General features: G+C 45.4%; 11 protein-coding genes. 2 read left to right on the top strand and 9 right to left on the bottom strand.

What is annotated here, in order from left to right:
* Positions 1-38: 38 nt before the first annotated feature.
* The 4 genes from AAE02nite_RS24130 to AAE02nite_RS24115 form a co-directional block, all read right to left on the bottom strand.
* Positions 39-1,163: a VIT1/CCC1 transporter family protein gene (locus AAE02nite_RS24130; RefSeq protein WP_146904633.1), complete on the bottom strand. Its 1,125-nt coding sequence runs from the start codon at positions 1,161-1,163 to the stop codon at positions 39-41.
* Positions 1,164-1,243: 80 nt separating this feature from the next.
* Positions 1,244-2,392: an efflux RND transporter periplasmic adaptor subunit gene (locus AAE02nite_RS24125; protein ID WP_146904630.1), complete on the bottom strand. Its 1,149-nt coding sequence runs from the start codon at positions 2,390-2,392 to the stop codon at positions 1,244-1,246.
* A gap of 4 nt (positions 2,393-2,396) precedes the next feature.
* A complete protein-coding gene (locus AAE02nite_RS24120) occupies positions 2,397-6,776 on the bottom strand; it encodes a CusA/CzcA family heavy metal efflux RND transporter (RefSeq protein WP_307725567.1) in 4,380 nt (1,459 codons plus the stop codon).
* A gap of 225 nt (positions 6,777-7,001) precedes the next feature.
* The gene (locus AAE02nite_RS24115) at positions 7,002-7,388 is read right to left on the bottom strand and encodes a hypothetical protein (RefSeq protein WP_146904627.1); all 387 of its coding nucleotides are present in this window, start codon (positions 7,386-7,388) and stop codon (positions 7,002-7,004) included.
* Between the two features lie 606 nt (positions 7,389-7,994).
* On the opposite strand from AAE02nite_RS24115, the gene AAE02nite_RS24110 reads away from it, so the two are divergent.
* Positions 7,995-8,465, top strand: coding sequence for a DinB family protein (locus AAE02nite_RS24110; protein ID WP_146904624.1), 471 nt, complete (start codon positions 7,995-7,997; stop codon positions 8,463-8,465).
* Between the two features lie 294 nt (positions 8,466-8,759).
* On the top strand, positions 8,760-9,683 hold the full coding sequence (locus AAE02nite_RS24105) for a phosphatase PAP2 family protein (protein WP_146904621.1): 924 nt from the start codon (positions 8,760-8,762) through the stop codon (positions 9,681-9,683).
* A 40-nt stretch (positions 9,684-9,723) separates the two neighbouring features.
* On the opposite strand, the gene AAE02nite_RS24100 is transcribed toward AAE02nite_RS24105, so the two are convergent.
* From AAE02nite_RS24100 to AAE02nite_RS24080, 5 genes are all read right to left on the bottom strand, one after another.
* The gene (locus AAE02nite_RS24100) at positions 9,724-10,260 is read right to left on the bottom strand and encodes a flavodoxin family protein (protein ID WP_146904618.1); all 537 of its coding nucleotides are present in this window, start codon (positions 10,258-10,260) and stop codon (positions 9,724-9,726) included.
* Positions 10,261-10,387: 127 nt separating this feature from the next.
* Positions 10,388-10,885 carry a hypothetical protein gene (locus tag AAE02nite_RS24095; protein WP_146904615.1) on the bottom strand — a complete coding sequence of 166 codons (498 nt, stop codon included), beginning with the start codon at positions 10,883-10,885 and terminating at the stop codon, positions 10,388-10,390.
* A gap of 237 nt (positions 10,886-11,122) precedes the next feature.
* Complete coding sequence (locus tag AAE02nite_RS24090) at positions 11,123-12,082, bottom strand: glycosyltransferase family 4 protein (protein WP_146904612.1); 960 nt, start codon at positions 12,080-12,082, stop codon at positions 11,123-11,125.
* 807 nt (positions 12,083-12,889) lie between these two features.
* A complete protein-coding gene (locus AAE02nite_RS24085) occupies positions 12,890-16,429 on the bottom strand; it encodes an RCC1 domain-containing protein (RefSeq protein ID WP_146904609.1) in 3,540 nt (1,179 codons plus the stop codon).
* A gap of 126 nt (positions 16,430-16,555) precedes the next feature.
* Positions 16,556-19,996, bottom strand: a complete 3,441-nt coding sequence (locus AAE02nite_RS24080; RefSeq protein ID WP_170252682.1) for an RCC1 domain-containing protein — start codon at positions 19,994-19,996, stop codon at positions 16,556-16,558.
* Between the last annotated feature and the right edge of the window lie 143 nt (positions 19,997-20,139).

Below are 20,139 nucleotides of genomic sequence, written 5' to 3'. Positions count from 1 at the left end.
ACAAACAATGAAGTAAATATCATCAGGATTACTAATTTTCATCCGGCCATCGTTACCCCAATAACCTTACCGATGATGTAGGTAATGGCTGCCGCCGCTAACCCAAAAAGTACCTGCCGGAGCCCTGAGAACCAGATGCTTTTGCCGGTAAATAAAGTTATTGCTGCACCAATAATAAAAAGCCCTACGGTACTGAATAGTACGCTCTGTAAAATGGCCGGCAAACCGGTGGTGTAGAAAAAAGGAATAACCGGAATAATGGCGCCTATGGCAAACAGCAGAAAAGAAGTGATGGCAGCTTCCCAGGCAGAGCCCTGCAAATCAGCAGCGTTGATGCCTAGTTCTTCTTTCACTAATATTTCGTGGGCGTGGCTGGTATCGGATATTGCTTCTTGGGCCATCCGGAAAGCCTGTTCTTCGGGTATGCCTTTGGCTATATAAATAAGGGCCAGTTCCTGCATTTCGCCGGCCGGATTACTTTCTATCTCCAGCATTTCCAACTCCATCTGCCGCTCATATAATACCTGAGAACTCTTTACCGAAATCCATTCTCCCAAAGCCATAGAAAGGGCACCCGCCAGTAAGCCGGCCATGCCGGCCAGCAGTACCCCGCTGCCGCCATCGGTGGCGCCGGCTACACCCATCACCAGGCTCATGTTAGATACCAGCCCATCGTTGGCCCCCAGCACGGCGGCCCGTAACGCATTGCCACCGATAGATTTATGTTTGCCTTCGATGCGGGCAATATTTTCGCCAGAAACTTTACTTTGGTTATTTAGCAGGGTCTGCAGAATTTTGACATGATTGGCTTCATCGCCCGAAATGGGTACCTGGTTTTTCTCTTTTTGTGCCAGTTGCGCAACCGTTATGCTCTTTTCTGTATCCATCAGCACCCCGATTACATACCCGTACCCGAACAGTCTGCCAATTTGGTTAAGGGACCGTGCCCGCCAGGAGGGAGGTGGCAAGGTAATGTGGATACCTTCCTGCTTTAATTTTTCCGCCATTTTTAAGGCATGCTCCTGTTCTATGCCGGATAGCGTTCGGAACAGGTTTGCAATGGAGGGCACTTCCTCTACTGCTGCCAGCCGCCCATACAGGTAAGCCGCGTCTACCTCGGTCTGTAGGCTATTCGTATATTTTTTATCTTCTTTGAATTGCATAATTATATTTTAACAGTACTGTAAAATAAGGTACTATAATTAAACCGGCAGAATTCGTACTGGTGTTAAGGTGCGGGCTTTTATTCTTCCTCGGCTTTATTTTTTAATTTCATCAGCAATGCATAAGCGCCGTTAACAACAAATGTCTGGTTTTCCGGGTGCGGCAGCCCCGGGCCCGGCTCCAAGGCAGTATAGCCGTGTTCGGAGTTGCCGGTCTGGGCTTCTACCATTTGGAATATGCCACTGTCTTTAGCGGCGAATAAATATTGCTTGCTGCCAAACCGTACAATGGCCGCTTCGGGTAAAGCATAAGCGTCATGGCTCTGCACTTCAATTTCGGCGTTCATAAACATGCCCGGCACCAGCCCGGGATCTGCTTTTTCCAAATGGCAATGTACTTCCACGGCCCGGTCGTCGGCAACAGATTTGCCTATGTAAACAATTTCAGCCGGATACTTTTTCTCGGGCTGGTTAGCCCGGTAAGCCAATACTTTTTGCCCTATCGCTAGTTTATCAAGGTCTTTCTCAAAAACGGTCAGCATCAGGTGCAGGTCGCGTGGGTCTACCAATTCAAATAGCACGTCGGTCGGCACCACGTATTTGCCCACATTCACGTTTACCTTCGTTACGTACCCGTCAATGGGAGAATAAATGCGCAGGGTACGCGAAAGGTTATTTAGGGTAAGCTGATTGGGGTTGCTGCCCACCAGCCGCAATCTCTCGGCCAGTGCCTTTAATTGTACCTGCTGACTTCTATATTCCGAGCGGGTTTGCTGGTATACTTTGTCGCTGGTGGCTTTGCTCTGGTTCAAATCGCGTTGGCGGCTATATTCCTCTTCGAGGTAGGCCAGGCGGGCTTTGGCAGTCAGGTAATCCTGTTGCAACTGAATATAGGCTTGGTCTTCCAGTTCTGCCAGTAGCTGTCCTTTTCGTAGGTGCATACCCGGCAGCAAAGTTGTTTTTTTCAGATATCCACCCAAGGGTACGCTCACCGATACCAGTCGCTGAGGCGGTGCTTCCATAATCCCGTTCACCTGCAGGGCAGCCCCTATGGTTTTGCGTTCGGGTTTTCCGGTTCTGATACCCGCATTTTTTAACTGAGCCGGCGTTAGTTGTACCAGATTATCGGGCTGGCTTTTTTTTGTGGTAGACTCGGTTGGTTGTTCGGCGCTGCATCCTACTCCCAGCAGGATAGCAGCCAGTAAAAATATATATAATAAATTTTTCATGATATTATCTGCTTCCGGTGAGGGTATTTAATTCCAGAATACTTTGGTTATAAGTTCTGACGGCGTCGAGATATTCCGTTTGGAGGGTAATGGCCTGGTTGGTGAGCAGCACCCACTCCAAATAATTTATTTCCCCACCCCTGAACTGCTGGTCGGCCGTTTTGATAATAATGGCGGCACTGGGTAAGGTCGTGGTTTCAAAATAGGTCAGGGTTTCCGATATCAGCCGGAATCTTTCCAATGCCTTTTGCAATTGGGTGCCCAGCGCCAGTTTGCCGGCTTGGTAGCTGTTGTGGGCAGCCTGTTCCTGAATTCGGGCAGCTTCCAGACGGGCCCGCTGCGCGCCAAAAAATAATGGCACCCCTATGCCCAGGTGCACCGAAGAAAAGCGATCGGCAGTGGTATAGCTTTTTTCTACCCCGGCCACATTCTGAAAGCCGCCAAAACTCTGGTTGGTGTAGCCCACCAGCAAATCTGGTAAGAACCGGGACTTTTCTACCTGGGTCCGGGCACGGCTGACTTGCTGCTGTTGCTGCAACAGTTGCAGGTAAGGATGAGCGGCCAGCGCGGAGGTATCGGGCAGGCTCTGTTTACTCATTTTAAGCGGATACGCTGCCGGAACATAAGCCGTATCGGTGTTGAGCAGTACCTGAAACTGCTGTTGCTGGGATACTATTTCCTGCTGTAATTGCTGCAGTTGCAGGCGTACCTGACCGCGTTGGGTCTGGGCAGTATTTTTTTCCAGGATATTGCTGGCCCCTTTGGCAAAGCGCAGTTCGGCGTTGCGCTGAAAATTAGCATAAAGGCTGTCGGTGCGCAGCAGTAGTTTCTTTTTCTCCCGGGTATACAGCATATCGTAAAATACCTGCGTCACCTGCTGTTGCAGATTAAAGGCAGTCAGTTCGGTTTGCCGCATTCCCTGCTGCCACTCGTGCTGGAGCAGTTGTTTCTGCTGGGTATAGAAGGTCGGGAATTTAAAATCCTGGGATATGCCAAAGCGGTTATCCCGGAAGGCACTGTTAATCTGACCGTATTCGCCCACTATATTGGTTTGGGGCAGGTCCCAGGCCGTTTTTTGCAGCTTCTGCTGTGCCGCCGCATGCAGCCGAGCGTTTTGTAAAGGCAGATTTTGCTCCAAGGCTTTGGCAATTGCTTTTTCCAGGGTAACAGGCTGCTGGGCTTGTGCCAGGTTAGGGAGCAGCAACAAAAAGCCAATCAGAACGGCCGGGGTAAGCACCGGTTCCTTTTTATCTATCCTGGTTTCGGTTTTTTTACCGAACAGAATATAAAGGGACGGCAGCACAAACAAAGTGAGCAGGGTAGCCACCAGCAAGCCGCCGATTACCACGGTGGCCAGCGGGCGTTGTACTTCGGCACCGGCCCCGGAGCTTAAAGCCATCGGCAGAAAACCCAGCGAAGCTACGCTGGCCGTCATCAGGATGGGGCGGAGGCGCACCCGGGTTCCTTCCAGCACAATTTCGGCCAGCGATAAATCTTCTGTTTCCTTTAGCCGGTTAAACTCGGCCACCATGACAATGCCATTGAGCACCGCTACCCCGAATAAAGCAATAAAACCAACGCCCGCCGAAATACTGAAGGGCATGCCCCGCAGCGCCAGGGCAAAAATACCGCCAATGGCCGATAGCGGTATGGCCGAATAAATTAACAGGCCGTAACGCACCGAATGGAAAGCAAAAAATAATAATAAGAAAATGAGCGCCAGGGAAATAGGGACGGCCACGGTTAATCGCTTTTTTGCAGCTTCCAGGTTTTCGAAGGCACCGCCGTAAACGATAAAATATCCCGGCGGTAATTTTAAATTCTGTTGTATTTTTTGCTGCAACTCATTTACAATACTCTGTACATCCCGGCCCCTTACGTTAAAACCAACCATAATCCGGCGTTTGGCGTCCTCGCGTTGGATTTGGTAGGGGCCTTCTTCCAGTTTAACATCAGCCAGCAAATAAAGCGGTACCTGCTGACCCGCCGGGGTAGGAATGAGCAGGTTCTGCACGTCGTTCAGGTTCTGCCGCAGTTCGCCTTGCAGGCGCACCACCAAATCAAACCGCCGCTCACCCTCAAACACCAGCCCGCTGCTTACGCCGGCAAAAGCGGCATTTACGGTGCGGTTAATTTCGGCAATATTGGAGCCGTATTGGGCAATGGCGGCGTGATTATAGCGGATAACAATCTGGGGCATGCCCGTAATGGTTTCCACATACAAATCCTGGGCGCCGGCAACGGTACCGGCTTCTTCGCCGACCCGCCGGGCATAATGCGCCAGCGTATCCAGGTTTTCGCCGAATATTTTGCATACCACATCCTGCCGCGCACCGGTCATCAGCTCATTAAAACGCATCTGTACCGGGTACTGGAAACCAGCAGTGATGCCCGGCACTTCCTCCAGAGCAGTACCCATTTTCTGGGCCAGTTCATTAAAAGTGGCGGCTGAGGTCCATTCGGTTTTATTTTTCAGGATTACCATCATGTCGCTGGCTTCCAGTGGCATGGGGTCGGTTGGTATTTCACCGGAGCCTATTTTTGTTACTACTTTTTCTACTTCGGGAAACCGCTCCAGCAGAATGGCGGAAGCCTTTTGCGTTGACTCGATAGTCGTATTCAGGTTGCTGCCGGTCAGCACCCGGGTATCAACCGCAAAATCGCCTTCTTCCAGAGCCGGAATAAATTCACCACCCAGCGATAACAGTACCATTAAAGCACCCGCGAACAGCAATACCGCCGAGGCTACTACGGTTTTGGGATATACAATAACGCGGCGCAGGTATTTCTGGTAAAAGTTCTCTAGCCGGGTCATCATCCGATCCGAAAAAGTTGGTTTGTGGCTGATTTTCTTGCTCAGAAACAAGGCGCTCATCATGGGCACGTAGGTAAGGGAAAGGATAGCAGCACCCAGTAAGGCAAAAGAAACCGTCTGGGCCATGGGTTTAAACATTTTGCCTTCAATTCCCTGTAAGGTCAGGATGGGGAGATACACAATCAAAATAATTACCTGGCCAAAAATGGCGCTGTTCATCATCCGGCTGGCCGATTGCTGCACCGTATCGTCCATTTTAACCTGCGAGAGCCGGGTAGTAGTGGCAAAACGCTTGTTATGCGCAAACGCGTGCAGCACCGATTCCACAATAATGACCGCCCCGTCCACAATCAACCCGAAATCCAGGGCGCCGAGGCTCATCAGGTTACCGCTGACGCCAAAGGTGTTCATCATGGTTACGGCAAAGAGCATGGAAAGCGGAATAACCGAAGCAACCAGCAACCCCGCCCGCAGGTTGCCCAGAAACAACACCAATACAAATACCACAATCAAAGCGCCTTCCAGCAGGTTTCGTTCTACGGTACTGATGGCATTATTTACCATTTTGGTCCGGTCCAGAAAGGGTTCAATGATTACCCCTTCGGGCAAAGCTTTTTGGATTTGCTCGATGCGGGCTTTAACTTCTTTTATTACCTGGTTGCTGTTGGCTCCTTTCAGCATCATCACCACGGCGCCGGCTACTTCTCCCTGGTCGTTGTAAGTCATGGCACCAAAGCGGGTGGCGTGGCCAAATTCCACTTCTGCTACATCGCGCAGGTAGAGCGGCGTATTATTGGCTGTTTTTTTCAGGGCGATGCCCCGGATATCTTCGAGGCTGCCCAGCAGGCCTTCGCTGCGGATAAATAATACGGTGGGGCCTTTATCAATGTAGGAACCGCCGGTATTCTGGTTATTATTTTCGAGTGCCGTGAATACATCCGCAATGGTTAAACCATATGATTTTAGCCGGGCAGGGTCAATGGCAACCTGGTACTGTTTCAGGAAACCACCAAAACTGCTTACATCGGCTACGCCCGGTACTCCCAGCAGTTGCCGCCGCACTATCCAATCCTGAATGGTACGCAACTCCATGGCATCGTATTTTTCTTCGTAGCCAGCCTTGGGTCGTACCATATATTGGTAAATCTCGCCCAGGCCGGTAGTTACGGGTCCCAGTTCGGGGGTGCCCACACCCGCCGGCATTTGGGATTGCACGGTCTGCAGGCGCTCGGCTACTTGTTGCCTAGCCCAGTACACGTCTATGCCATCATCAAAAACTATGGTTACCAGCGAGAGGCCAAAACGGGAGAAACTCCGGATTTCCTTGATGCCCGGAATATTGCTGTTGGCCTGCTCTACCGGGAAAGTAATGAGTCGTTCAATGTCGGGCGCACCCAGCGACGGGGCCACGGTAATAACCTGCACCTGGTTGTTCGTAATATCGGGCACCGCATCGATGGGCAATTTGGTTACATTATAGATCCCCAGAACCACCAGGCCTATCACGAACAGCCCGATAATAAGCTTATTCCGGATAGAAAAATGAATAATCTGGTTAAGCATGGCCATCTTTTTTTAAATGATAAACTGACTGCATTTGCAACTTACCAGGCATTATGATGCCCTTGCTGGTGGCGGGTAAATAATTGAAAAGCACAGATATTGGTGATTTGTTCATGGCTGATTTCTTTAAAAAGAATAAATAATTAATGCGGGCAGTTAAGTATTTCTTCTAAATACCTGCACACAACCTTAAATCCTGAGTAGGCCCCAGGAAAGAATAAGAAAGAATAATCAGCAGCTTTTAGGCGGTTGCCAGATTTGCGAAAGGAATTGTGATGGCCGGAAATTGTCATTCGGCACCTGGCCGTAATCCGGAATAAGGGCAGGATAATTAAAGTTTAAAATAGGAAAGAAAGCCGGCATAAAAAAACCGGCTGTAGTCGAAACTATAAAATCATTGCTTTTTAAAGGCAATTGCTGGTCGCGGGTATAATCAGCGTCTTTGGCATTGCCGTTCAGGTAATGCCGGGCCAGAAATTCAAAAAAATTAATTTCTTTATCCATTATTTGGTGCTCCCGGAAGTGCTCCACCAGTACCGGTGCCTGCTGCAACTGCCGGAAAGTAGTGCCAGTGCAGGTATATACCAGAAGGAGCAATATGGCAATTAAGGGTCTCACCAGAATTACGATTTTTAAAGCCGGAAAAGCTGTTCAGCCACCGCTATTTTAATTTAAGAAAATATTCAGACTTATAAAAATAATTTCTTAATGCTTTTACCAATTTTAGTATCTGCTCATTAATAACAAAAATTCTTGTTAGGCTTTTAAGGCCATTAAAGGAGCGTTTATTACAACTATCCGGCCGTTACTTAAGATAACCAGTAACATTGATAATCTCTGTGCCTGATAAGCATAAATCAAAAATACATAACAAGAATCTGAATTCTTATGATACTTATCAGCTAAGGAAATGATATGAATTAGGTTAAATTCAACTATGCAGGCAATATTTTGGGCCATAAAGCAGGCAGGTTAAACTTATAGTCAGCAGCATTACCTTATATTTCTTTTTTATTTTATCCGGACTTATCTTTTATAAATCAGGAAAGGCAGTGATGAATATCATTATTAATGTATTTAAAAGAAAATATATTTACCTATCTGAGATGAATATTCTAAGACATTAAACAGCCTATAACCGGTAAATATTAAGGATTGGTTGAATTAAAATTAATTTGGATAAAATCTTACTATTGCTTCCAGAGACAACTAAGCATCGGACTTATGAAAACAAAATCAGAAATTTTGCTCGCTCTTTGGCAGGAAGCCCGAACCCGTTTTAATAACCAATTGCTGGATATAACCCCGGCTGATTTGCGCAAAAAACTGCCGCCAGCGCCTAATAGTGCAGGTTTTCTGATTCGGCACATAGGCGATGTGGAATTGCTTTTTGCCAAAAATGTATTCGGGGCCGGTGATATCAAAATTTCCGCCAAAACGGTAATTGCGCAGCACGATACCGGCGAATGGGTAAACCTGCCAGAGTTAAAAGATTATGTTGCTTACTCGGCCGAATTGCTTCTAAAAATTCTGGAAAAACAAAGTGATGCTGATTGGGAAACCTTGATTACCACCAAAGAATTTGGCACCAAAACCAAAGCCGAAGCTTTGGGCCGGATAACTTCTCACACCGCGTATCATGCCGGGCAATTGGCTCTCATCCGAAAATACGGCACTGCAATTGATGACTATTAAAAAGATTAACCAATGAAAAGATTTATTATTTGGTAGCTAATCCTAACTCTGTCTGGGAGCTTGTTTCAAACCGAAATCCAGGCCCGGATTAGCTGTCCCAGGGCCAGTTTAGAAACATCAAAATAAGGTGGCCAGCAAAGATGCAGCCGGTGCGGATTACTGCTCTAAATTAAATCTGCTTCACAAAACAATAATAATTAACCGAACACGCGTTAAAATAATAACTGCTTGAAATATAAATTTTAACCTGCTGCCTTTGCCTTCAAACGCTACTTCATTTAAGGTTTATTAACCATGATAAAGTATATTTTCCTGGGCTTACTCTTGTACGCTCCTGGGTGCCTGGTGCCGTTAAAGGCTAATTCTTTAGCTACCGCTATCAATTATAATAACTTAACTGATACATTAAAACAAAACCCTGCCACCCCGGATAGCTTGCTGCCCCAAGCCACCATATTTCTGCGTCAGGAGCCTTTACCAATACCGCCGGAAATAAAAGCTGCCGGCTCGTTCAAGAAGAATTATCTGCAGCCGCTGGCGGCCCCCGCCTTATTGGTTGGGTATGGTTTTTTAAGCTTGGGCAATCCTGAATTTTTAGAAACTAACGAAGGCTTTCAGCGGGTAATAGCTGAGCAGTACACCGGTTTTCATTCCGGGTTGGATAACTATACCCGCTATGTACCACTGGGTGCAGTTTATGGCCTTAACCTGGCCGGCGTTAAAGGCCAGCATGATTTGGTAAACCTGAGTCTAATATTTGCTATTTCCAGTTTTTTGAACAATACCATTACCAAAAACCTGAAACGAATTAGTAGAGAGCGGCGGCCGGATTTTCCTAGTCTGGATGCTTTCCCATCGCAGCATACGAGCACTGCTTTTGCCAATGCCGAAATATTGCGCCAGGAATTTAAAAACCAAAGTGGGTGGTATGGAGTAGGCGGATATTCTTTTGCCGTTGCTACCGGGGCCCTCCGGATGCTGAATAACCGGCATTGGCTATCTGATGTTATGGCTGGGGCTGGCGTGGGTATTCTTTCGACGCGGCTGGCTTACGTTATTTACCCTTGGCTATGCGAAAACATTAGCCTGTCCCAATTCAAAAAAGAAAATATTCAGCTCACACCTATGTACCAGAATGGCAGTTATGGTTTAAGCTTGGGCCTAAAAGTAAAACAAAGTAAAGAAAAGGTGCATGGAAAAAACTATAAGGCTGGTTAATTTTTTTCAAGCCAAGTTTTCCGAATCAGTATAACGCGGCTTACCTTTCATGCCTCAACAATTGCTGCGAAGCAGGTAAATGTTTGTCCAGGCTGGTGTCGAAATATTCTAAATCGGCCGGTTGTACTTTATAACCAGAGGTATATTTAATTTTATTTTTCTTTTCCGGTGGCAATAAATCATTTACCATTAACTCTAGTATAAATTCCGGTTCTTTTCCTGTTAATTGTGTAAGTTCTTTTCTCAGGTTTTTGTTATGACCCGTTCCACACAAGGTAATAAAAGAATATTGAGGTAAGTGCTGCTTTGTCAGCCGGATAAAAGCCTTAAGAGGAGAGGCTATCCGGCCAGCCCAGATGGGGGCCAAAAAGATTAGCTGGCTGTATTGCGGCCAGGTTATAGCTGGTTCTAAAATTTTAGGAGTTCTTCTAAAAAGTACGTCCAGCAGAATGCTAAAGCCATTCCTGGATTTTTGTTCTGCTATTTCCTGCAGGTCGGTGCTTAATTTTTTCTGCAGGTGCTGCGCTAGTAACCGGTTATTGCCGGAAAAAGAATAATATACAATCAAGGTTTTCATGTTTGTGTAGTTTGATTTAGTACTTGATACCCAGCATAGGCTAGTAATACTAATTGCAAGCGAAATTCTCTTCTAAAAGCTTCAATTGCTTTATTATTCCTAAAAACTTTCCGAAATATTAGCTTAGTTATTTATTACTAAGTCTTTGTTCCGGAGATAAATGGTTCTTTACAGCTTTGCGGCCTGAAATAAAAAATTTATACCTTTCTTCCACCCGGGCAATGGTATTAATTTCGGTGTAAAGCCAGAAACTGGTTAGTAGCAATAAAGCAAATTTAATTAATTCGGTAAATGCATAAATAGCCGGCAAATAAGATAAAGGCGGATATTCCCATTCCAAAGAACTAAGAAGCAAAGGGGCCAGCCAGATTCCTTTTAGGAGCAGTAAAATCCCCAAGAAAAAGGTTGTTATCCAGATTTTTCGGGCTGGATTAAAAAACAAGAGAAATAATGCCAGTGTCCCTAACAAGAACAATTCAAAAGGTACAGAAAGGCCTATCAAATTACTAATAGTAGGGGAGTCGAAAAGGATTGGTATTTTGGGGAATATAAATCCTGCCACCAAGGCTGCCCAGCACCAAAGAATAGCAGCCACCATAAACCAAATAATTTTACGCATTTTCATGGTGATTTTAAATTTAAAAGGTTAAAATGAATTGTGTTTCTGCGGGAAGGGTAGAGGATAAACCTGGTTTCTTTGAGAGAGCATTTTTAACTAAAAGCAATTCTAATTATTTAAAAGAACCGCGGTTTTAGGGAGGTTTAGAAGGTCTTAATGGCACATTAGTACCGTTGAAGCCAGCGCTATATTAGTCCTAATGGTAGGTATCACTTTGGATTTAGAACATATGAACTTAAGGCTTTAACTAATAAAAGTTTCTGCCAATAATTTTTCTTCTTTCACATCTTCATTCAGGTCAAAAAAACTTAACGATAACAATATTTCCAGAACCTCCCCAGTTACCTGGTTTAGCAATTCTTGTTTTTGAAGGTTTTCGGACTCGTTCTTATTATTTGCCGGTGCAGCAACTGACAGACTATCCTTTTTTATTATAGTTGTTTTTGCTGTTCCTGGTTGAAGCGTAATTATTTTTTCCTGGTTTAAACCATATATCTCCAATAACTCATTAGCAATAATGTTATTTTCAGCAATAATTACATCTGATTTTTCCAGCCCATATTTATTAATTTGGTTTAACCAACCACCGTTTTTGTAGCTGGTTCGCATAGAGGTTAAGTCAGAAACCTGTACCACTAATTTTTTACCGGTCCGCAACTTAAGCTCCGTACCCGCCAGGAAAGTGGGTAAATCATGGGCATAAATTAAATCGAAGTTAATTTGATAAGCAAAACGGCTGGTATAGCGGGCATACTGAATAATCTGGGTTGGCAGGTTTAATTTATTAAACTGCTCCGGCAGGAATAAATTTGGTTTTTTGGCCTTATGGTGGCTGTAAGGACTGTTTGCCTGCATAAACGAACCAGTGGAAACAGCTTCTCCGGAAAATCTTGTCCTTTGTTGGGCTGTCTCCTGCCCGGAATAAACGGGGGTGCCATACAACGGAATTTTTGCCGGGGCATTATGCTGATTGGCAAATGGGAAAATTTCACTTTTGGGATTATTAACCGGTATAGCTTCCAGAGAAATATTATTTAAACCGATTATCTTTATATTTCTTTGCGTTAAAGATTTATCGGATTGAGGTAAAATTAAAGATACTTTTACCCATTTAGCCAATGCTTCTGCTGTATTTATGCTGGTTATGTTTGTACTTTCCTGATTTGAAAATGGCTTTTCCCAGCCTAAGATCATAATTTTCATTGTTGCCTCCTTTTTATTTTATAGATTATAAAATGCTGAATGCAATTTTTTAATATGTTTTGTGAGCAAAAACCGGTAATTAATTAGCCCGATTTATATACTTTATTTTTGTGGCTTCTTCTTTACGGGTGCTTTCGGATCCACCATTCCTTTTCTGGTGATATCGTAGATTGCCGTAAACCCTGTGGAGTCGTAGTTTTAAAATAATTGGCCCTGGTTAAACCATCTGGTTTAAAATTTGGCCTTAATTTTCCTGACAAACTTAAACATCCCTAAACTGGAATTAAATGAATAATATCAGCTATAAACCTGATTTACATCATGTTAAATTAAGTATTGTTGTTTTGTTAGTGGTTGGTTATTGATTTGGAGTATTGATTGGGTGGTTATTAGAGTCTAATTATCAAAAGCCATTCCATGACCTTGATTCATTCTGTAATAAATATTTAACCATTGGTGGAGGGCTGCTAAAGATCTAACCATCAAGTTTTTAGGAAAAAATCACTTAAAGCATAAAGCTGCCGCTAAAATATCGATACATTTTTAGCCATTAACTTCTGGAAGATATGCTTGATTTGATTACACCAAATCGCAATGTAGATGAATCTGCAAATAATTATTGCAAGTAATTAAAGGCTGATAAGAAAGGATGTTTGATGTTATTACTTAGAATTCCTGTTAAATTTAATTATATGATAATTAATAAACCCAAATGCATCCTTTAAGAGCATTAATAAAAAAGCCCTGACGTTTAGGTCAGGGCTAATAAAATTATTATTTTATTTTAATAAGCTGAAGGGTTATGGTTTATCGTTGAATTAACAATCGCTGGGAGTAGATACCCTGTTCGGTTTGAAGCTTAAGCAGGTAAACGCCTTTAGTAAATTCCCCTACATTCACTTTAACTTCTAAAGCTTTGTTGGCTGGTGTTTTTCCGCTGGCGAGCGTTTTTACTTTAGCCCCGTGGATGTCATACAGGTCCAAGGTGTATTTACCCGCAGTAGTCAGGCTAAAGTTTACGATTGCTTTTTCCGTAGCCGGGTTGGGGTAAACCGTTAAAGCAGCAGGAAGAGCGAGTATATCATTAGCACCATTGGGTTGTCGGGCCATCATTATCAGGCTGTGACCGACTTCTATTCGTATCGATGCGGTAGCCGTAGCACCGGTGGCATCGGTTACCAATACGGTATATAAACCAGGGGCAGCATAGTGTAAGTCTTCGGTGCGGGCACCCGTGTTCCACTGGTACGTATAAGGACCGGAGCCACCTATTACCGTCAGGTCTACGGCACCATCTTGCTTGCCGGCAGCGGAGACATTCTGGTGCGAGATAGCCAGCGACAAAGGCGTACCCGGCTCGGAGATAATTACAGTGGTACTGGCTTTCCGGCCAAAAGCATCGGTTACGACTACCATATAAGTACCAGCCGAAAGATTAGTTAGATCTTCGGTGGTAGTGCCGTTACTCCACCGGTAAGTTGCTGGTACTACGCCACCCACGACGGTTAAGTCAATCGCTCCATCATTATCACCTGGGGTAGAGACATTCTTATGAGTAGATAGAACCCGCAAAAAGTCGTTGTTCCGGCCTACGAAAATCTGGGTAATAGCCGTACAGCCGGTGGCATCCGTTACGGTAACTGAATACTGGCCAGGCGTGGCAATGGGTATATCCTGGCTACTTACTCCCGCATTCCATATATAGGTGTAAGGCGCCGTACCGCCGCTTACACTTAAATCTATCCTGCCCGCACCCGCCGAATAGCCCCACATGCCGTACCAGGGCTCGGCTTGGGTAACTTGGGTGGTTAAGGCTAAAGAACAGCTGGTTGGACCTAACTTGACCACCCAATAATCAAAGTAGCCCTTCGAATTCTCGCTCTTATTCCCACTCACATTTGAATTAGAATACCCACCCAATATATACCCGCCATCGGCTGTTTGTTGTAAAGAACGCAATGCCTCTCCTAAACTTCCGCCAATGGTCTTGTCCCATTCTCTACTGCCCGTAGCATTCAGCTTCACCACCCAGTAATCCGGACCACCTTTAGAGTTTTCAATTTTATCACGGCCAGCACTCGATTCAGAATTCCCTCCGAGTAAATAGCCGCCATCGGCTGTCTGCTGTAAAGCAGTTAAATCTTCATTCCAGTCACCCGATAGGGTCTTATCCCACTCTTTAGAACCGGCCGCATTCAGCTTCACGACCCAATAGTCATAACCTCTTTGACGTTCGCTCTTATCCCCACTGGCATCAGAAATGGAATTTCCGCCTAAAATGTAGCCGCCATCAGCTGTTTGCTGGAGAGTAGTTAATTCATCACCACCATGCCCGCCGATGGTTTTATCCCATTCTTTAGTACCTGTTGCATGGAGCTTCACTATCCAATAATCGCCTCTGCCTTTGGCATTCTCGCTCTTATCGCCACCGGCATCAGAATAAGAGGTTCCGCCCAGTATATAGCCTCCATCGGTGATTTGGTGTATGGTAGTCAACAAGTCATGATCAGTTCCACCAAAGGTTTTATCCCACTCTTTATTGCCAGTCGCATCTAGCTTGATGACCCGGTAATCAAGAGAACCTATAGCGTTTCCACCAGCATTAGAGAAAAATTCACCACCTAAAATAAATCCCCCATCGGGGGTTTGTTGTATGGCAATCAAATCATTCATGCTAAAACCATTAGTTGCTTCATCATTAATAGTTTTATCCCACTCTTTAGCGCCGGTCGCATTCACCTTCACCACCCAGAAATCGGTAAAACCATTATTGTTCTCACTTTTGTCGCCGCTAGCATTAGAATTAGAGAAGCCACCTAATATATAGCCCCCATCAGCTGTCAGCTGTAAAGCAGCTAAATGGTCATTCCCATTTCCTCCAATGGTATTATCCCATTCTTTCGTGCCCGAGGCATCTAGTTTTACCAGCCAATAGTCATGGTTAAAGGTTAAAAAAGATTGATTTGGATCAAAGATAAAACCACCTATTACATTCTCACTTTTATCCCCACTGGTACCCGAACTAGAGTAACCGCCTAGGATATAACCCCCATCAGGGGTAGGCAGGATGGCTGTCAAATAATCAAGATAATTTCCCCCGATGGTTTTATCCCATTCAATGACCGGTGATTCTTTTTCGCCGCTACCCTGATTTAAAAGGTTTAAGCGGATAACTTGAACGGGGACGGCACTGGGAACACCACTATCGTTCCCTAAATTACCAAAGTTATAACTACCCCAGGCATAGACAGAACCATCCGCTTTGAGGGCCAGGGAATGGTCTCTACCCCCAGCAATAGCCGTGATTCCGGTAAGGCCACTTACCCGAACTGGCTCCGTGCTGCCAAAAGGATAAGTATTATAAAATACACCATTTCCTAACTGGCCATATTGGCCACTGCCCCAGGCATATACTGTGCTATCGCTCTTAAGCGCTAAAGAATGAAAATAAGCGGCAGCGATAGCTGTAATCCCGGAGAGGCCGTCAACCTGTACGGGAACGCTACTAGAATAATTATTACCCCAGCCAAAAACAGTACCGTCGCCTTTCAGAGCCAAGGAGTAATTAGGCCCCGCAGCGATAGCGGTGACATTGTGAAGTGCAGTTACCTCTACTGGTACAGCACTACCATAAGGGGAATCAGTATAGAAATTACCGTCTCCCAGCTGTCCAGAGTACCCCCTTCCCCAGGCATAGACGGTACCATCCGATTTGAGGGCCAGGGAATGACTGTCTCCGCCAGCAATAGCGATAACCTCGGAAAGATTAACCACCTGCATCGGCGTAGAAATAGGAAATGGGTCTAAAGAGCCGTTTCCTAACTGACCATTGTTATTACTTCCCCAGGCATAGACGGTTCCATCCGATTTGAGGGCTAAAGAATGTCGCTCGCCTCCGGAAATACTAATAATTCCCGAAAGATTGTTCACCTGAACGGGTACATTGCTATCTCCAACTTGGTTGCTTCCCAAATTTCTGGAAAAATTACTTCCCCAGGCATATACCGTACCGTCCGTTGCCAGGGCTAAAGTATACCTTGCCTCACTTACAACCTGGATGATAGTTTTTCCGGCTAAAGCGCCAAAGTTAGAGATATCTATGGGTACGGTACTGGTCACATTGGTGCCATTTCCTAACTGCCCTGACCAGTTGAATCCCCAGGCATATAGTTTACCATATTTGGAAATTGCAAAAGAGTTAAATTCCCCACCGGCTAATTGGCCTTGCGCAAACACATTAGGTAAGGTGGAAAAATAAAAAATCAAGCACAATAAACCGCCAACAGAAAATGGTTTAATAACATGGTTTAAATACCCAAGCAATAAAAGTAAAATTTCTGCATTCATAATTGCTGTTTTGAAGGTTTAAATGATTCTGAAAGGAAGGGAAACCCTCTGCCTGAATTGGTAGAGTAAAGCAGTAAAAGGAAAATAGGCAGGCTTTAGCCCAAAGAAAAAGCCTGCCTATAACCTTTAGCGCTGGATCAGCAACCGCTGCGAAGAAACACCCTGGTCGGTTTGGAGCTTAAGCAGGTAAATGCCTTTAGCAAATTCCCCTACATTCACTTTAACTTCTAAAGCTTTGTTGGCCGGTGTTTTTCCGCTGGCGAGAGTTTTTACTTTAGCCCCGCGGATGTCATACAGGTCTAAGGTGTATTTCCCAGCTGTAGTCAGGCTAAAGTTTACGGTTGCTTTATCTGTAGCCGGGTTGGGGTAAACTGTTAAAGTAGCAGGAAGAGCGAGTAAATCCTCCCCAGCAGCAGGTTGGTGGGTCAGCAGGGTAGGGGTGCGGCCTACTTCCACCCGTACCGAAGACGTCGCGGTGGCACCCGTCGCATCTGTAACAATAACGCTGTATAAACCAGGGGCAGCATAGTGTAAATCTTCGGTGCGGGCACCCGTGTTCCACTGGTACGTATAAGGACCAGAGCCACCAATTACTGTCAGGTCTACGGCACCATCTTGCTTGCCGGCAGCGGAGACATTCTGGTGCGAGATAGCCAGCGACAAAGGCGTACCCGGCTCAGAAATGATTACCGTAGTGGTGGCTTTCCGGCCAAAAGCATCCGTAACTACTACCGTATAAGTACCGGCCGAAAGATTCGTTAAATCCTCAGAAAAATTCACCCAAGCCCCATTGCTCCACCGGTAAGTAGCCGGTACTACCCCACCAACTACGGTTAAATCAATAGAGCCATCGCTACGACCCGGAGCCGTAACATTTTGGTGAGAAGAAAGTACGCGCAGGAAATCATCTTTTTTACCGACAAAAACGTGCGTGGTAGCCCTGCAGCCGTTAGCATCGGTAACTGTAACCGAGTATTGGCCCGGCATGGCAACCGGTATATCCTGGCTGCTTACCCCTGCATTCCATTGATAAGTGTACGGAGCCGTACCCCCGGTTACCTTTAAATCAATGGAACCTGCCCCATGGCTATAGCCCCATAAGCCGTACCAAGGTTCGGCCTGGGTAATTTTGGTAGTTAAGCCTAAATCACAAATGACAGGGGATAGTATATCTCCAACCAACTTTACAATCCAGAAGTCGGTATACCCTTTAGAGTTTTGACTTTTATCTCCGCTGGCATCAGAACCGGATGACCCACCTAAAATATAGCCGCCATCGGTTGTTTGTAAAACAGATGTTAAACCATCGCTCTTATTTCCTCCAATGGTTCTGTCTCCTTCTTTGTTACCGTTCCTATCCAGCTTTATTATCCAATAATCATGACCACCTATATTAGGTTCTGTTTTATCCCCACTTCTACCTGAAATGCTATTTCCTCCTAAAATATAACCGCCATCAGTTGTCTGCCGAACAGAAGGTGCAGAATCATAACTATCTCCTCCCAAGGTTCTGTCCCATTCCTTATTACCTGTCGGATTCAACTTGACCACCCAGTAATCAAGGTCTCCTTTGCTATTTTCACTCCTATCGCCACCTGCGTCATAGTTAGAACTTCCCGCTAGAATATAGCCACCATCCGTGGTTTGTAGTAAAGACGATAGATAATCATCACCAATCCCCCCAATGGTTTTATCCCATAATTTATTTCCTGAGGCATCGAGCCTAACTACCCAATAATCCTGAAAACCTTTAGAGTTCTCGCTCTTGTCACCACTGGCACCAGAATTAGAGGTTCCTCCCAGGATATAGCCGCCGTCGTTGGTCTGGTGGATGGAACGAAAAAAATCATCCAAATCCCCTCCAATGGTCTTATCCCACTCTTTGTTGCCACTCGCATTCACCTTCACCACCCAGTAATCTGTTACCCCTTTACTGTTCTCGCTCTTATCGCCACCAGCATCAGAATTAGAGGACCCACCTAAGATATAGCCGCCATCAGTGGTTTGTTGTATGGAAAATAAATTATCTTCTTTACTTCCACCATAAGTTCTGTCCCACTCTTTACTTCCTGCTGCATTCAGTTTCACCACCCAATAATCTGTTATACCTCTATTATTTTCGCTTTTGTCCCCATCTGCATTAGAAGAGGAGGTGCCTCCTAAAATGTAGCCACCATCGGCGGTTTGCTGGATAGAATATAAAACATCCCCATAACTTCCCCCTATGGTTTTATCCCATTCTTTATTGCCAAATGCATTAACCTTAATAACCCAATAATCTTCGCTACCTTTATTATTCTCGCTTTTGTCTCCACTTATATTGGAGTCGGACCAACCACCCAAAATATAACCGCCATCGGTTGTTTGGTGTAGCGTATTCAATTGTTCATTAAAATCCCCACCTAAGGTTTTATCCCAATTAATAATGGATGGATTAGGTGGGAGTGGGGGCTGGTTTAGGTTTAAGCCTTTTACTTTTACCGGCTCATAACTATTATTAAAAGTACCATTTCCTAGCTGTCCAAAGAAACCACCGCCCCAGGCATAAATGCTGCCATCGGCTTTTAGGGCCAGGGCGTGTTCGGAACCGCCCGCAATAGCCGTTACGCCGGTAATACCCGTTACCTGCACTGGTACGGTTACATACCCGTCATATAAAACGCCTGTTCCTAACTGACCTTGGGCGCCGCCGCCCCAGGCGTAAACTGTACCATCGTTTTTTAAAGCCAGCGAAAAAATAGCACCGGTAGCAATTGCTTTAATATCGGCAAGGTTAGGAATTTTTACCGGTAGGGTGCTCCCAACAGAAGCGGGAGGCCCATAATAATCACCGCTTCCCCAGGCATACACGGTACCGTCTGTTTTTAATGCTACTGAATGCGTGGCACCTGCTGCTATGGCTACAATACCGGCAAGGTTGCGTACCTCTACCGGCCAAGGACTAGCGTTTTTAGTGCCATTACCTAATTGTCCAAAATTATTGTTTCCCCAGGCGTAAACTCTTCCGTTTGATTTAAGGGCCAGGGAATGGCCTGCACCACCAGCTATCGAGATAATCCCGGTAAGACCGTTTACCCGGGTTGGAAGTGAACTATAACCCTCACCCCAAGCATAGACGGTACCATCCGATTTTAAAGCTAGGGAAAACAACCTTCCTGCCACAATAGCCATAACACCGGAAAGATTAGGTACTTGTAAGGGAGAGGAAATGCCCGGTTCGTTATCTGAATATATTTCCCCATTTCCTAGCTGCCCCTGCCTCCCGTAACCCCAGGCATAAACTGTCCCGTCGGTAGCTAAGGCCAGGGAGTGTGCAAATCCATTGGCCACTTGCACTATCGTTTTGCCGGTTAAAGCGCCCTGATTTGAAATATCTACCGGAAGCGCGCTATGAATGATAGTACCATTCCCTAATTGCCCCGCCCAGTTGCCTCCCCAGGCGTATACTTTGCCATTCGCCGAAACCGCCAAGGAATGGAAGCTGTCTGAACCGCCGCCAACTCCTAAGGATTGGGCTATCAATGGTGAGATGGAAGTAAGGCTAATACATAAGTAAATTAGAGCCATTATTAAACGGTGGCATTTAAATACATAAAATATACCTTTTAGAAAAAGATTGACTTGGAGTAAAGTTTTAGGTTTCATGACTATTTTTTTGGCGTTTCAAATGATTCTGAAAAGAAGGTAAACCCTCTGCCGGATGGGGTAGA

This window comes from Adhaeribacter aerolatus, assembly GCF_007991635.1.
Lineage (GTDB): Bacteria > Bacteroidota > Bacteroidia > Cytophagales > Hymenobacteraceae > Adhaeribacter > Adhaeribacter aerolatus.
Note: the sequence above shows the minus strand (reverse complement) of the source record. Positions and strands in the feature narration are given on the sequence as shown.